Consider the following 12,650-nt stretch of genomic DNA (forward strand, 5'->3'; position numbering starts at 1 on the left):
AAGGCCTTCCTGATTGTCGAGAGTTGGCGTCCGTGTAGCAAAGTGTTCCCGGAATCTCAACGGATGCGACGAAGCATGATCCATGTGCCGGCAACAAGCAGTGGCGGGCCGAGCGGCAGATAGAGGCGTGTGGCCATGACGGCGAACTGATAGAAGGCAGAGGCGGAGGTGAAGATGAGCTGCAGAAACCAGATGCGGCTGAGTGTTTCCGCATGCCACTGCGCATAGAACGACCGGTATTCCAACGCAAACAGTGCCGCTGTACAGAAGACGGTGGCTGAGGCCAGCCCGATGAAGGCGATTGCAACAAGCAGCCGGGGTTGTCGGATGAAATGCCTGAGCCATTGCCCGACCAATTCGGTCAGCCACCAACCAAAAATTCCGCCGAGGAAAAAGATGGTGAGCATCGCCGGCAGATGAAAAGTGTTGAAGCGGCCGCGTAGATAAAGCCCGGCCGCCGCCGTTGTCGCCATCCCCAAGCCCCAAAGGAAGGCCGCTGCCGTTGAGCAGCGAATTGCCTTCATCCGGGGCAGGGCGGCGGGCATCAGGCCCGCGCGGTTTCGGCGTTGCGGCGCAGTGTCTCGATCTCGGTGCGGTAAGCGGCCTTGTCGGCCTTTCCGAAAATCGCTGAACCGGCAACAAAAACGTTGGCGCCGGCCCTGGCAGCGGCACCGATCGTCTCTGTCGTAATGCCGCCGTCGACCTGAATTTCGATCGGGCGATTGCCGATCATCGCCTTAGTCGCGGCGATCTTGTCGAGCATAGCGGGAATAAATTTCTGGCCACCAAAACCGGGATTGACGCTCATGATCAGAATGAGATCGATATCGTCCAGCACGTTTTCAAGGACGGAGAGCGGTGTTGCCGGATTAAGCGTGACACCGACCTTTTTGCCGAGAGCGCGGATGGTCTGCAGCGAGCGATGCAGATGCGGGCCGGCCTCGGCATGGACGGTGATGCTGTCGCAGCCGGCTTTGGCAAACGCTTCCAGATAGGGATCGACCGGCGCGATCATCAGATGGCAATCGAAAAACGCTGTCGTGTGCGGGCGGAGCGCCTTGATGACGTCAGGACCAAAGGAGATGTTGGGCACGAAATGGCCGTCCATGATGTCGAGATGGATCCAGTCGGCGCCGGCTTCGACGACGTCACGCACTTCTTCGCCCAGGCGGGAGAAATCGGCGGCAAGAACGGAAGGGGCGATACGGATCGGCAGCGTCATGCGAAAAATCTCCGGCAGGGACTGAATTTGGCTGGCCTTAGCACCGCGCCTGAAGCGAAACAATGACCCGAAAAAATCTCAATCGGTTCGTATCGCCGGCGCGAGGAAATTGTTGTCGCGCCATTCCAGAAGTTTGAGCGGATTGGCCTGCAATTCGTGGTCAGTCCCAAATCCGATGGAGCCGATGACGGTTTCAAAAGACTGGCCGGCAAGGCGGTCGATGACATTGCCGCTGGCTGCAGCCTGACGGACGATTTCGACCGCCGCATAAGCGGGCAGGGCATAACCGTCCGGCTCCGTACCACGCTCGCGGAATTCTCCGACGACGGTCTGGGTCTCGGGGAGGGTCGTGTAATCCGGCAGGGTGACGGCAAGCACGCCGTCGTGCAGCGGGATCGGACGATTGGTAGATTTTAATGCGTCGCCGCCGATGACCGTCAGGTTGATCTTGTCGGCTGTGGCGTCGCGGGCGATGGTGGCCGTGTCATTGCGGTCGCCGCCGACAAAGACATGCGTGGCACCGGCTTTGGTAAGACGACGCACCAGCGCCAGTTGTTGTTCCTGGCCGGGGCGATAGGTGTCCGTGAATACGGGCTTGATGCCGCCGGCCTCCAGCTTCTGGCGAATGACGCTCGCCAGATCGCGGCCATAGATCGTGCCGTCCTCAACCAGTGCGATGGGGCGGTTCTGCCACTGCGTCAGCATCACTTCAGCAAGTTTTTCAGCCTCGTCGCCATCCACCGGCGCCATGCGGAAAAACGGCCATTCGTAACGCTGTGCGTCTTCCATCAGGATTTTCGAGCGCACCGAAAGAGTGATGGCGGCGATACGGCCGTCCTTCAGGAGTGGCAATGTTTCGGACAACGTTTCGACGCAGAGGAATCCGATGGCGGCGACAGCCTGTTCCGCACGCAGGCGTTTGGCAATTGCCTTGCCTGCGCCCTGTTCACACGTCTCGTTGATTTCTACCAACCGGTCACCATTTTTGGTGGCGGCAGCACGCGCACCTTCCAGAACCTGCGCTCCGAGGCCGGCATAGGCGCCATTCTGTGGCGCGACGACGCCGATGGTGGCCGCGATAGTCGGTCCGGCGCCTGCGATAAGCAGGCCGCTAACGGCAAATATCGAGGCTTTCAACGTCGCGATCATGATGCTCAACTGTTTCACTCTGCCGGTCCGCGCAATCTAGACGGCGGGTCGGTTGCGTCAAAGATATTCGCCTATAACACGAAGATGTTTGCCATGGACAATGGCGGTGATGAAATCCTATCGATAGGGCGCGTAACCGGAGAGAAATATGGATATCGTCGCGATCGAGGAATTGTTTGAAGGTCTCGGCCCCGTCACCGTCAAACGCATGTTCGGCGGCAAGGGTATCTATCATCGCGGCCTGATCTTTGCGCTGGAACTGCGTGACACGCTGATGTTGAAGGCTGACGCCGTCAGCGGGCCGCAATTTGCTGCAGCCGGCGCCGAGCAGTGGAGTTACGAGGGCAAAAAGGGCAAGCCGGTGCTGATGCCTTATTGGACCGTGCCGGAAGAGGCGTTGGACGATCTCGACGAAATGACGAAATGGGCGCGGCTGGCTTATGAGGCAGCCGTCAGGTCGCAGGCGGAATGACGAGGATTTTGCCATGGTCGATGTGAAAGTGAAATCGCGGCTGGTGGGAGCGACGGCCAAGGTCGGGCGTCACGGCCATCCGCAGCTTGTCAGCGAAACCGGCGGAGAGCTGGACGTTATGACGAGTGCCTCGATACCCGGCTTCAATCCGCTTGATCTTCTCTATTCGTCACTCGCAGCCTGCCTCGTCCTGAGCGCCCGCATTGCTGCCAGCCGCATGGGTATTCTGGAAAAGCTGGAAGAGGTGTCCGTCCATGTGACGGGACAGAAAAGTGCCGGTGAACCGGCGCGCGTGGAGAATTTTGACGTGAAGTTCGAACTGTCGGGCGATTTCGACGCGGCTGAACGCGCCGAAATCATTCACAAAGCGGAGGAAATCTGCACGGTCAGCAATACGCTGCTGGCAATGCCGACAATCCGCATCGTCTGACTTTATTCGTCGTCATCCGGAATGTGGCTGTCGACGCCGCCTGCGGTGATACGGTTGACGACGCGGCCGACACCCGGCACACGCTGCACGGTGGCAACGATCCGGCGGATCAACGCGTCGTCATCGACCATGCCTTCCAGCACCACGGTGGTGTCGTCGACATGCAGGTCGATCATCTCCATCTGCAGATCCTCGAGATTTTCCAGCGCCTCGCTGATGCGTTCCTCGAGATCGTCGGCATTTTCCCGACCCACGGTTTCCGGCAGGCCGCGATCGCGCAGGCGATTTTCCTGGCCATCGGCCTCGATGCCGTCGATACGAAAGCCGCCATTGCGCTCACGGTCGAAATTGCCGGAGGCACCATATTCACCGTTGCCGGCCGGTTTCGAGGTTGCGCCAGGCTTGTCGGCATAAGGCCAGCCGTCATCGAGATTACGCTCTTCGTAATCGCGAAAATCCTCTTCGCGCGACAGGTCGTTTTCGCTTTTCTTCAATGCCATGACAGCCTCCTGATAATGGTTTCGTGAGGCATAACGTGCAGGTCGGCGGATTGTTCTGTCGCGCGGTCAGCTTCGCGCCGATTTTTCCCATTTCTTGATCAGCCGCTCGCGCTTAAGACGCGACAGGCGCTTGAGCCAGAAGATACCGTCGAGCTGGTCGATTTCGTGCTGTATGCAGATGGCGAGAAAACCTTCCGCATCTTCTTCATGGCTGGCACCGTCGAGGTCCTGATAACGGAAACGGATGTGTTTCGGGCGTTCCACCTCGTCGGTAAAGCCGGGCATGGAAACGCTGCCTTCCATATGCCGCATGGTTTCTTCGGACGAGATCAGAACTTCGGGATTGACGTAGATGCGCACGCCGTCTTCCGGCGAAAGTTCGATGACGGTAAGGCGCACAAGTGTGCCGACATGGGCGGCCGTTATGCCGACGCCGGGGGCGGCGCGCATGGTTTCCAGCAAGTCGTCGGCCAATACGCGCAGGTCATCATCAAACGTGGTGACAGACCGGCAGGGCTGGCTGAGCAGGTTGTCGGGATAGGCGAGGATTTTCAGGCGTGTCACGCGGCACCTTGGCGAGAAACTATCGGTTTTTGCATCGGTCAAAACGGCTCTGGACCCTGCTTTGGAATTGTTCTAGCAGATAACCGTGCGGCGCGGGAACCAAACCCGATTGGCTGCGCTATCCAGTTGTTGAAAATCGGTTTTTCGCTGCATATTCGCCTGAAGTGACGAATGGCGGTGCGATTCCTTGAAAGTGAGGGCGGCCTGATGACGAATATCGACGAAGATCGCCTTCGCCCCACCACGGAAGAACTGCCCGACGACATTTATTCGGAAGAGGGCGCCATCCGCGCCGATTTCCTCGCCATGGTTGGCGCTGCGATCGCTGATCGTGATGTTCTGTTTCTGCGCCAGAATGTGGCGAAGCTGCACGAATCCGAACTCGGTGACCTTCTCGAGGCCATCCAGCCGGACCAGCGCCTGGCGCTCGTCAAACTGCTCGGCGCCGATTTCGACCTGACGGCGCTCACTGAGGTCGACGAAACCATCCGTATGGAAATCGTCGACCAGATGCCGAACGAGCAGATCGCGGCAGCCATCGGCGACCTCGATTCGGACGATGCCGTCTACATCCTCGAAGACCTCGATAAGGAAGACCGCGAGGAAATCCTTGCGCAACTGCCGTTTACCGAACGCGTTCGCCTCAGCCGCGCGCTCGATTACCCGGAAAGCTCGGCCGGCCGCCGTATGCAGACCGAGTTCGTGGCGGTGCCGCCCTTCTGGACGATCGGCCAGACCATCGACTACATGCGCGAAGAAGAGGATCTGCCGGAAAGTTTCACGCAGATCTTCGTCATCGATCCCACCTTCAAGCTGCTCGGCGTCATCGATCTCGACCGCATCCTGCGCACCAAGCGTCAGGTGAAGATCGAAACGATCATGCGCGAGACCAATTATCCGATCCATGCCGACATGGACCAGGAAGAGGCGGCGCAGCTTTTCGAACAATATGACCTTCTCTCCGCCGCCGTCGTTGACGACAATGGCCGACTGGTCGGCGTGCTGACCATCGACGACATCGTCGACGTCATGCAGGAAGAGGCGGAAGAAGACATCATGCGCCTCGGCGGCGTCGGTGACGAAGAATTGTCGGACTCGATTGCCGATACGTCGCGCTCGCGTGTGCCGTGGCTGCTCGTCAATCTGGTCACGGCCTTCATGGCCGCGTCGGTCATAGGCCTGTTTGATGCGACGATCGAGCAGATCGTTGCACTAGCGGTGCTGATGCCGATCGTGGCCGGCATGGGCGGTAATGCCGGATCGCAGACGATGACGGTGACGGTGCGCGCGCTCGCCACCCGCGATCTCGACATTCACAATTCCTGGCGCATCATTCGCCGTGAGGCGGGTGTTGGGCTATTGAACGGCGTGCTGTTCGGCATTTTGATCGGCGCGGTGGCCGGGCTGTGGTTTCAGGACCCAAATATCGGCGGCATTATCGCGGCCGCGATGCTGATCAACATGATGGCGGCGGCGCTCGGCGGCATCATGGTGCCGCTGCTGCTCGACAAATTCGGCGCCGACCCGGCCGTGGCGTCGGCCGTGTTCGTGACGACCATCACCGATATCATCGGCTTTTTCTCGTTTCTCGGCCTTGCGACATGGTGGTTCGCCATCAGTTGAACGGCGAAAATTGACTTGTACGTAAAGGTCAATTAGTTTTGGCCCTCTGAAAAGGGCGAGCACGTGCACAAATATTATAGCATAACGGAACTGACCCGCGAATTCGGCGTATCGACGCGTACTCTTCGCTTCTACGAGGACGAGGGGCTGATCCATCCCGAACGCCGGGGCCGCACACGTCTGTTTCGTGCCGCAGACCGTCGCCTCATTCAGGAAATTCTGCGCGGCCGCCGTATCGGTTTCACTATCGCCGAAATCCGCGAGATCGTGCAGGTCTACAAGGAACCGCCGGGCGAGATGGGGCAGCTGAAACTGCTGATGAAACGCCTGGACGAAAAACGCGAAGACCTGCGCCAGAAGCGCAAGGATATCGAAGAGACGCTGGTCGAGCTCGACAATGTCGAGGAAGCCTGCCTGACGCGTCTGGCCGAAATCGGCGTCGGTACCTGAGCGTCAGAGGGCTTCCTTCCTAGGCACGTTCGACAAGCTCCCGAATTAGGACATAGTTGTCCCTTGGTGATCTTTTATTTTCAAAAAAACTCCCGCCGTTTTGCGGGTCATGTGGTCGGGGCACTGAAAGCTGCCTCGTAATTTAGTGAGTAATTGACACCTCTCAGTGCCCCGTTCGACGGTTTTTGCCCGCGACTTCAGTCCCTCTGCAAAAGCCATCCCGGTGATTTGCCACCGATTGGCGATCATGTGTGCCGCACAGGCACGCCCGGCGCGCTCTTTCGGGCTTCAGAAACGGTGAGACGTTTGACTACCTCCCCATTTCCCCTGTGTCGCCGGAGGGGAGCCAGTTTCCGCGAACCCTGATGATGGAGACTTACGTCTTTTCTCCACCACCACGCCGGCTCCAACTTGCCGGGACGCCTCCCGGTATATCCACGATGGAACACGCGAAGTATCGCACGGCTCCGAAATGCGTGGATGAACGCGGACTCAACGTACTGATATCGTTGAATCGCCCCCTCAAAACGTCCACGGGTTTTTGTCAATTTTCGAGGAATTGAGAGTGTGGTCGGCATCCCCTTTATCGTCTGCGCTTGATATAGGAATCCAGCCCCCCGCGCGTTTGCGCGGGGGGAGCACGCATTCTTCACAGTGAACGTTGGTGCGTCATACGCGCTGCAGATGCGGCGCTACTGGATCCCGGCACAAGGCCGGATGACGCAGGAGAGGTTGCGACGATCAATCGGGAGAGTTGCGAGGATGATGGCGCGGAGTGACGTGGCGTGGCGGCTCAGACACCGACCTGTGGAAATCAACCGGCAGCTATCCGCTCAATCCCGGACCACCGTCATCAGCATGTCCCACATGTCCGCGCCGGTTTCGAAGACCGAGGCGTTGGCGGCAAAGCCGGTTTGGGCTTGCATCACGTCCAGCATGTCCTGAGTGAGGTTGCTCTCGTAACCGGGTGTCGAGGCATCGGCGATATTGTGCGCCGCCGTGGAGAGACGGTTGCTCTCGGTCTGCATGCCCCGGACGGAGGTGGTGAGTGCTGCGGTGATCGTCATCGCCAAAAGCCCCGGATTGAATGGACATGGCATTTATGCCCTGCGGGCTTTCAACGAAGAATGAAGCGGCACGGTTAAGGGAGAGCGTCGCTGAGGTCCGCTCCTGTGCCTTTTCGGAACTGTTCAGCAAGACACAAACGAACAAGGCCCGCGCTGAGGCGAGCCCTGGTATTGGTGCGGACGACGAGCAATCGGCTAATCAGGCCTTGGCGCTGCCACGGCGATGAATGGCGCGAGCGGCGAAGAAACCTGCGACAAGCGCCAGCACCGTGGACATGGTGGCGTTCTTGACGCCGTTATCCTTGGTGATGGCACGAACCTGAACCGAGCCCGGCTGCGGGGCTGACGGCGCACTGCCGCCGCCGATGAACAGGCCGCTTAGAAAAAACACGACAATGGCGACGGCCGCACCGCCGAGAAGGGCGCGCGGGTTCTTGAACATGCTGGTGCTCATGGGGTATTTCCTATTTGCATGCTTCTGATTGTTTTAGAAGCCAGCGACGCTCACGCGTTGCGAGGAACGGGACACGATACCGGCTACAGCCGCAGATAGTCCGCGGGCCACCAAAGGCAATGAAGGGAGCAGGGACAGACGTCAGATAAGGGATATTTCCCCTGTCCGTTCAGGCCCTTAATCGGTGGAGTGAGGCTCGGTAATCTACTTCGCCCGGCCGGATTTTCCGGGTTTGGCAGCGGCCTTTTCCACTGCATCTTCCTCGTTTCGGGCGAGGCGCAGGGCCCGGAGCTTTTCGGTCTTTTTTTCGCGCGCCGTGACTTCCGCATCGATAATGTTGCGGACGACCGAATTGGTCTGGTCTGTTTTCTGCTGCGAGGAAAGTTTTGCGGGCTTGGAAAATGGGTCTTTCATAGCGGTCATGGTTACCTCCCGCTTGAGACGTGATCGGTCATTCGCGGCCAAAAAGAAGTAGGCGCGCGACGAAAACGCCGCGCGATACCTGACAATCAGCGAGCGCCGCCGCGGGCAGGAACTTTTTTCTTCGGAGCCGGCAGAAGACCTTCGCGCTGAGCCTGCTTGCGGGCCAGCTTGCGGGAACGACGAATAGCCTCTGCCTTTTCGCGGGCGCGCTTTTCCGACGGCTTTTCAAAGGCCTGGCGGGCCTTCATTTCACGGAAAACGCCTTCGCGCTGCAGCTTCTTTTTCAGCACGCGCAGTGCCTGTTCGACGTTGTTGTCCCTGACGAGTACTTGCAACAAATTCTCCTTTGTATGGCGGAATGGATAACCGCCGTTGTCTATGCGTCACTTCAAAGAAATGCGACTGGATGGCAGGAGTGCCGATGGGCGAAGCCCTGAATGAAACCGGCCAAAAAAACGAAAGGCCGGGACGGGTCCCGACCTTTGTAGCGCCAAAGCGTGCCGCATGCCAGTTCTTCCGTGGTCAGGCGGCACGTTGACGGAATTTTTTTAGGCAGCCTGCAGGTTGTCGGCCGAGCTTTTGCCCGAACGCTTGTCCTGAACGATGTCATAGGTAACCTTCTGACCATCGTTGAGGGCACGCAGACCGGCGCGCTCAACAGCGGAAATGTGGACAAAAACGTCCTGGCCGCCGTTATCCGGCTGGATGAAGCCGTAACCCTTGGTGCTGTTGAACCATTTTACAGTGCCGGTATTCATAACGATCTTCCTCTAATCGTTGTGGGTAACCGGTCGATAATGACCGGCGTTAAAATCGACTATGAAGGAGATCGGTAGAGCCGCGATAGGCTACGGACGAGTCACAAGCAAAGTTCGATGCGACTCAAGATAGAGATTTCGCGCGAGGCGGCAAGACCACAAGGTAAATAAAATATACGTACGGTTGAATCCCCTCAATATCACCGGGATCAAGGCTTTTTTGCGGGCGCTTGTCCATTTTGTCTGGGCCGGCATGAAAAAGGCCCGCTTTGAGGCGGGCCTTTGGATTATTTTTCGCTTACTCGGCGGCTTCCTGATAGTCTTCCAGCGGCGGGCATGAGCAGATCAGGTTGCGGTCGCCATAGACATTGTCGACGCGGTTGACCGGCGACCAGTACTTGTCGACGCGGAAGGCGCCCGGCGGGTAGCAGGCCTGTTCGCGGGAATAAGGACGATCCCATTCGCCGACGAGGTCTTCCACCGTGTGCGGGGCGTTCTTCAGCGGGTTGTTGACCTTGTCCATGCGGCCTTCCTCGATGGCGCGGGCTTCCTCGCGGATTGCCAGCATCGCATCGCAGAAACGGTCGAGTTCGGCCTTGGTTTCCGATTCGGTCGGCTCGACCATCAGCGTGCCGGCAACCGGAAAACTCATGGTCGGGGCGTGGAAACCGCAGTCGATCAGGCGCTTGGCGATGTCATCCACAGAAACACCTGCCGAGACGTTGAGCGGGCGGGTGTCGAGGATGCATTCATGCGCCACGCGGCCGGCTTCCGACTTGTAGAGCACGTCGTAAGCGCCTTTCAGGCGTGCCGCGATGTAGTTGGCATTGAGGATCGCCACCTTTGTTGCCTGGGTCAGACCTTCGCCGCCCATCATCAGGGTGTAGGACCAGGAGATCGGCAGGATCGACGGCGAGCCGAACGGGGCAGCCGAAACAGCACCCTCACGGCCATCCCATTGCGGGTGACCGGGGAGGTGCGCCGCCAGATGCGCCTTGACGCCGATCGGGCCCATGCCGGGACCGCCGCCGCCATGCGGGATGCAGAAGGTCTTGTGCAGGTTGAGGTGCGACACGTCGGAGCCGATGTCGCCGGGGCGGGCGAGGCCCACCATGGCGTTCATGTTGGCGCCGTCGAGATAGACCTGACCACCGTGTTTATGGGTGATCTCGCAGATTTCCTTGACCGTTTCCTCGAACACGCCGTGGGTGGACGGGTAGGTGATCATGCAAGCTGACAGGTTTGCCGAATGCTGTTCCGCCTTGGCGCGAAAATCTTCGAGGTCGATATCGCCGTTTTCACGCACCTTTACGACCACGACCTTCATGCCGACCATCTGCGCCGAGGCCGGGTTGGTGCCATGCGCGGAAGTGGGGATGAGGCAGACGTCGCGATGCGCATCGTTGTTGGCGATGTGGTAGTTGCGGATGGTGAGCAGGCCCGCATATTCGCCCTGCGCGCCCGAATTCGGCTGCATGGAGAAAGCGTCGTAACCGGTGATCTGGCAGAGTTTTGCCGACAGATCGTCGATCATTTCCTTGTAACCGAGCGCCTGATCGGCGGGAACGAACGGATGGATATCCGAAAATTCCGGCCAGGTGATCGGTAGCATTTCCGCCGTGGCATTCAGCTTCATCGTGCAGGAACCGAGCGGGATCATCGACCGGTCGAGTGCGAGGTCGCGGTCCGACAGGCGGCGGATGTAGCGGGTCATCTCGCTTTCGGCGCGGTTCATGTGGAAAATCGGATGGGTCATGTAATCCGATTTGCGCAGAAGCTCCTTCGGCAGGCGGTAATCGACGTCGAAGTCGGAAACCTTGAAATCGCCGCCGAATGCGCGCCAGACGGCTTCGAGCGTGACCGGACGGGTGCGCTCGTCGAGCGACATGCCGATCTTGGTTTCACCGATCTTGCGCAGGTTGACGCCTTCGGCGACGGCGGCACGCAGGATGAGGGCCTGCATGTGGCCGACATCGACGGTGATGGTGTCGAAGAATGCGGTTGGCTCGATCGTGTAGCCGAGCTTTTCGAGGCCCTTGGCCATCAGCACGGCCTTCTTGTGGACCTGTTGGGCAATGGCCTTCAAGCCGTCAGGACCGTGGAAGACACCGTACATCGAGGCCATGACGGCGAGCAGGACCTGCGCGGTGCAGATGTTCGACGTCGCCTTTTCGCGGCGGATATGCTGTTCGCGGGTCTGCAGCGACAGGCGATAGGCGCGGTTGCCGCGGGCATCGACCGAAACACCGACCAGACGGCCGGGCATGGCGCGCTTGTGGGCATCCTTGACCGACATATAGGCGGCGTGCGGGCCACCGTAACCGACCGGAACGCCAAAACGCTGGGTGGTGCCGATGGCGATATCTGCGCCCATTTCACCGGGCGACTTTAAAAGCGTCAGCGCCAGAAGGTCGGCGGCGACGGCAGCGACAGCGCCGGTCTGGTGCAGACGGGAAATCAGGCCGGTGAAATCGCGGACCTGACCATGCGTGCCCGGATACTGGAAGATCGCGCCAAACACGTCGACCGGGTCGAGATCGGTCATCGGATTGCCGATCACGACCGACCAGCCGAGCGGCTTGGCGCGGGTTTCGATCAGCGCGATGGTCTGCGGATGGCAGGCGGCGTCGACGAAGAAGGCCGTTGCCTTCGACTTTGCCTGACGCTGGCAGAGCGCCATGGCTTCGGCGGCGGCGGTCGCTTCATCGAGCAGCGAGGCATTGGCGACGTCGAGACCGGTCAGGTCGCAGATCATCGTCTGGAAATTCAGGAGCGCTTCGAGGCGGCCTTGAGAAATTTCCGGCTGGTAGGGCGTGTAGGCCGTGTACCAGGCAGGGTTTTCCAGAATGTTGCGCTGGATGACCGGCGGCGTGACCGTGCCGTAATAGCCTTGGCCGATCAGCGAGGTGAGGACCTGGTTCTTGTTGGCGGTCTCGCGCAGCTTGTCGAGCGCTTCGCGCTCAGTCAGGGCTGCACCCCATGCCAGCGGGGTCTGCTGGCGGATGGAGGCCGGAACCGTTGCCTCGATCAGGCCGTCGAGCGACTTGTAGCCGATGACCTTGAGCATGGCGGCCATTTCGGTCGGTGAGGGACCGATATGACGGCGATTGGCGAAGTCGTAGGGATCGTAATCGGTGAAGTGGAAATCGGTAGAATCGTTCATCCGATCAGGTCCTTGTAGGCGGCTTCATCCATCAGGCTGTCGATATCGGAGACGTTTTTCAGCTTGAGCTTGAAGAACCATGCAGCGGCCTGCGGGTCGGAATTGACCAGCGAAGGGTCATCGACGATCGCCTGGTTGACTTCAACGACTTCGCCATCGAGCGGCGAATAGACGTCGGACGCTGCCTTGACGCTTTCGACGGTGGCGGCATTGCCGTCCTTGGTCAGTTCGGCGCCGACTTCCGGCAGTTCAACGAATACGAGATCGCCGAGCTGGTCGGCGGCGTGCTGGGTGATGCCGACGGTGGCAACATCGCCTTCGAGTTTCAGCCATTCGTGTTCGGCGGTAAATTTCAGCATGAATTTGTTCCTCTGG

Annotated in this window: 16 protein-coding genes; 4 read left to right on the forward strand and 12 right to left on the reverse strand. The window is 59.4% G+C overall.

Annotated elements, in window-relative coordinates; genetic code table 11:
- Nucleotides 1-56: 56 nt before the first annotated feature.
- The 3 genes from GAO09_RS15115 to GAO09_RS15125 all read right to left on the reverse strand — a co-directional run bounded on the left by GAO09_RS15115 (nucleotide 57) and on the right by GAO09_RS15125 (nucleotide 2,371).
- Nucleotides 57-545, reverse strand: a complete 489-nt coding sequence (locus GAO09_RS15115) for a hypothetical protein (protein ID WP_153354817.1) — start codon at nucleotides 543-545, stop codon at nucleotides 57-59.
- Nucleotides 545-1,222, reverse strand: a complete 678-nt coding sequence (gene rpe / locus GAO09_RS15120) for a ribulose-phosphate 3-epimerase (RefSeq protein WP_153354818.1) — start codon at nucleotides 1,220-1,222, stop codon at nucleotides 545-547. Before rpe ends, GAO09_RS15115 begins: the two co-directional genes overlap by 1 nt.
- Before the next feature lie 78 nt (nucleotides 1,223-1,300).
- A complete protein-coding gene (locus GAO09_RS15125) occupies nucleotides 1,301-2,371 on the reverse strand; it encodes a branched-chain amino acid ABC transporter substrate-binding protein (protein WP_153354886.1) in 1,071 nt (356 codons plus the stop codon).
- Nucleotides 2,372-2,519: 148 nt separating this feature from the next.
- Between GAO09_RS15125 and GAO09_RS15130 the strand changes: the two genes are divergently transcribed.
- Together GAO09_RS15130 and GAO09_RS15135 are read left to right on the forward strand one after the other, a co-directional pair.
- The gene (locus tag GAO09_RS15130; protein WP_153354819.1) at nucleotides 2,520-2,843 is read left to right on the forward strand and encodes a TfoX/Sxy family protein; all 324 of its coding nucleotides are present in this window, start codon (nucleotides 2,520-2,522) and stop codon (nucleotides 2,841-2,843) included.
- 13 nt (nucleotides 2,844-2,856) lie between these two features.
- Nucleotides 2,857-3,273: an OsmC family protein gene (locus GAO09_RS15135; RefSeq protein ID WP_153354820.1), complete on the forward strand. Its 417-nt coding sequence runs from the start codon at nucleotides 2,857-2,859 to the stop codon at nucleotides 3,271-3,273.
- A gap of 2 nt (nucleotides 3,274-3,275) precedes the next feature.
- Here the strand turns inward: GAO09_RS15135 and GAO09_RS15140 are convergent, their stop codons facing one another.
- Together GAO09_RS15140 and GAO09_RS15145 are read right to left on the reverse strand one after the other, a co-directional pair.
- On the reverse strand, nucleotides 3,276-3,773 hold the full coding sequence (locus tag GAO09_RS15140) for a BON domain-containing protein (RefSeq protein ID WP_153354821.1): 498 nt from the start codon (nucleotides 3,771-3,773) through the stop codon (nucleotides 3,276-3,278).
- Nucleotides 3,774-3,839: 66 nt separating this feature from the next.
- Nucleotides 3,840-4,337, reverse strand: coding sequence for a peptide deformylase (locus tag GAO09_RS15145; RefSeq protein ID WP_324184734.1), 498 nt, complete (start codon nucleotides 4,335-4,337; stop codon nucleotides 3,840-3,842).
- A 207-nt stretch (nucleotides 4,338-4,544) separates the two neighbouring features.
- On the opposite strand from GAO09_RS15145, the gene mgtE reads away from it, so the two are divergent.
- The gene (gene mgtE, locus GAO09_RS15150; RefSeq protein ID WP_153354822.1) at nucleotides 4,545-5,960 is read left to right on the forward strand and encodes a magnesium transporter; all 1,416 of its coding nucleotides are present in this window, start codon (nucleotides 4,545-4,547) and stop codon (nucleotides 5,958-5,960) included.
- A 63-nt stretch (nucleotides 5,961-6,023) separates the two neighbouring features.
- Nucleotides 6,024-6,410 (forward strand): MerR family transcriptional regulator, encoded by a 387-nt coding sequence (locus GAO09_RS15155; protein WP_324184733.1) that lies wholly within the window; start codon nucleotides 6,024-6,026, stop codon nucleotides 6,408-6,410.
- Between the two features lie 833 nt (nucleotides 6,411-7,243).
- Here GAO09_RS15155 and GAO09_RS15160 read toward each other — a convergent pair.
- From GAO09_RS15160 to gcvH, 7 genes are all read right to left on the reverse strand, one after another.
- Nucleotides 7,244-7,477, reverse strand: coding sequence for a flagellar basal body protein (locus GAO09_RS15160; RefSeq protein WP_153354823.1), 234 nt, complete (start codon nucleotides 7,475-7,477; stop codon nucleotides 7,244-7,246).
- A 199-nt stretch (nucleotides 7,478-7,676) separates the two neighbouring features.
- Complete coding sequence (locus GAO09_RS15165; protein WP_153354824.1) at nucleotides 7,677-7,931, reverse strand: hypothetical protein; 255 nt, start codon at nucleotides 7,929-7,931, stop codon at nucleotides 7,677-7,679.
- 204 nt (nucleotides 7,932-8,135) lie between these two features.
- Nucleotides 8,136-8,354, reverse strand: coding sequence for a hypothetical protein (locus tag GAO09_RS15170; RefSeq protein WP_153354825.1), 219 nt, complete (start codon nucleotides 8,352-8,354; stop codon nucleotides 8,136-8,138).
- An 86-nt stretch (nucleotides 8,355-8,440) separates the two neighbouring features.
- The gene (gene rpsU, locus GAO09_RS15175) at nucleotides 8,441-8,689 is read right to left on the reverse strand and encodes a 30S ribosomal protein S21 (protein WP_153354826.1); all 249 of its coding nucleotides are present in this window, start codon (nucleotides 8,687-8,689) and stop codon (nucleotides 8,441-8,443) included.
- 213 nt (nucleotides 8,690-8,902) lie between these two features.
- Complete coding sequence (locus GAO09_RS15180; RefSeq protein ID WP_153354827.1) at nucleotides 8,903-9,112, reverse strand: cold-shock protein; 210 nt, start codon at nucleotides 9,110-9,112, stop codon at nucleotides 8,903-8,905.
- 298 nt (nucleotides 9,113-9,410) lie between these two features.
- The gene (gcvP, locus tag GAO09_RS15185) at nucleotides 9,411-12,275 is read right to left on the reverse strand and encodes an aminomethyl-transferring glycine dehydrogenase (protein ID WP_153354828.1); all 2,865 of its coding nucleotides are present in this window, start codon (nucleotides 12,273-12,275) and stop codon (nucleotides 9,411-9,413) included.
- Complete coding sequence (gene gcvH, locus GAO09_RS15190) at nucleotides 12,272-12,634, reverse strand: glycine cleavage system protein GcvH (protein WP_153354829.1); 363 nt, start codon at nucleotides 12,632-12,634, stop codon at nucleotides 12,272-12,274. The genes gcvP and gcvH overlap by 4 nt, the downstream gene beginning before the upstream one ends.
- Nucleotides 12,635-12,650 lie beyond the last annotated feature (16 nt).

The sequence above is a fragment of the Endobacterium cereale genome (genome assembly GCF_009617585.1).
GTDB lineage: Bacteria > Pseudomonadota > Alphaproteobacteria > Rhizobiales > Rhizobiaceae > Neorhizobium > Neorhizobium cereale.

What these genes read in the sequence shown, in the direction of transcription:
- GAO09_RS15115 (WP_153354817.1), bottom strand. Translation starts at nt 545, where the DNA reads ATGCCCGCCGCCCTGCCCCGGATGAAGGCAATTCGCTGCTCAACGGCA.
- rpe (WP_153354818.1), bottom strand. Translation starts at nt 1,222, where the DNA reads ATGACGCTGCCGATCCGTATCGCCCCTTCCGTTCTTGCCGCCGATTTC.
- GAO09_RS15125 (WP_153354886.1), bottom strand. Translation starts at nt 2,371, where the DNA reads ATGATCGCGACGTTGAAAGCCTCGATATTTGCCGTTAGCGGCCTGCTT.
- GAO09_RS15130 (WP_153354819.1), top strand. Translation starts at nt 2,520, where the DNA reads ATGGATATCGTCGCGATCGAGGAATTGTTTGAAGGTCTCGGCCCCGTC.
- GAO09_RS15135 (WP_153354820.1), top strand. Translation starts at nt 2,857, where the DNA reads ATGGTCGATGTGAAAGTGAAATCGCGGCTGGTGGGAGCGACGGCCAAG.
- GAO09_RS15140 (WP_153354821.1), bottom strand. Translation starts at nt 3,773, where the DNA reads ATGGCATTGAAGAAAAGCGAAAACGACCTGTCGCGCGAAGAGGATTTT.
- mgtE (WP_153354822.1), top strand. Translation starts at nt 4,545, where the DNA reads ATGACGAATATCGACGAAGATCGCCTTCGCCCCACCACGGAAGAACTG.
- GAO09_RS15160 (WP_153354823.1), bottom strand. Translation starts at nt 7,477, where the DNA reads ATGACGATCACCGCAGCACTCACCACCTCCGTCCGGGGCATGCAGACC.
- GAO09_RS15165 (WP_153354824.1), bottom strand. Translation starts at nt 7,931, where the DNA reads ATGAGCACCAGCATGTTCAAGAACCCGCGCGCCCTTCTCGGCGGTGCG.
- GAO09_RS15170 (WP_153354825.1), bottom strand. Translation starts at nt 8,354, where the DNA reads ATGACCGCTATGAAAGACCCATTTTCCAAGCCCGCAAAACTTTCCTCG.
- GAO09_RS15180 (WP_153354827.1), bottom strand. Translation starts at nt 9,112, where the DNA reads ATGAATACCGGCACTGTAAAATGGTTCAACAGCACCAAGGGTTACGGC.
- gcvP (WP_153354828.1), bottom strand. Translation starts at nt 12,275, where the DNA reads ATGAACGATTCTACCGATTTCCACTTCACCGATTACGATCCCTACGAC.
- gcvH (WP_153354829.1), bottom strand. Translation starts at nt 12,634, where the DNA reads ATGCTGAAATTTACCGCCGAACACGAATGGCTGAAACTCGAAGGCGAT.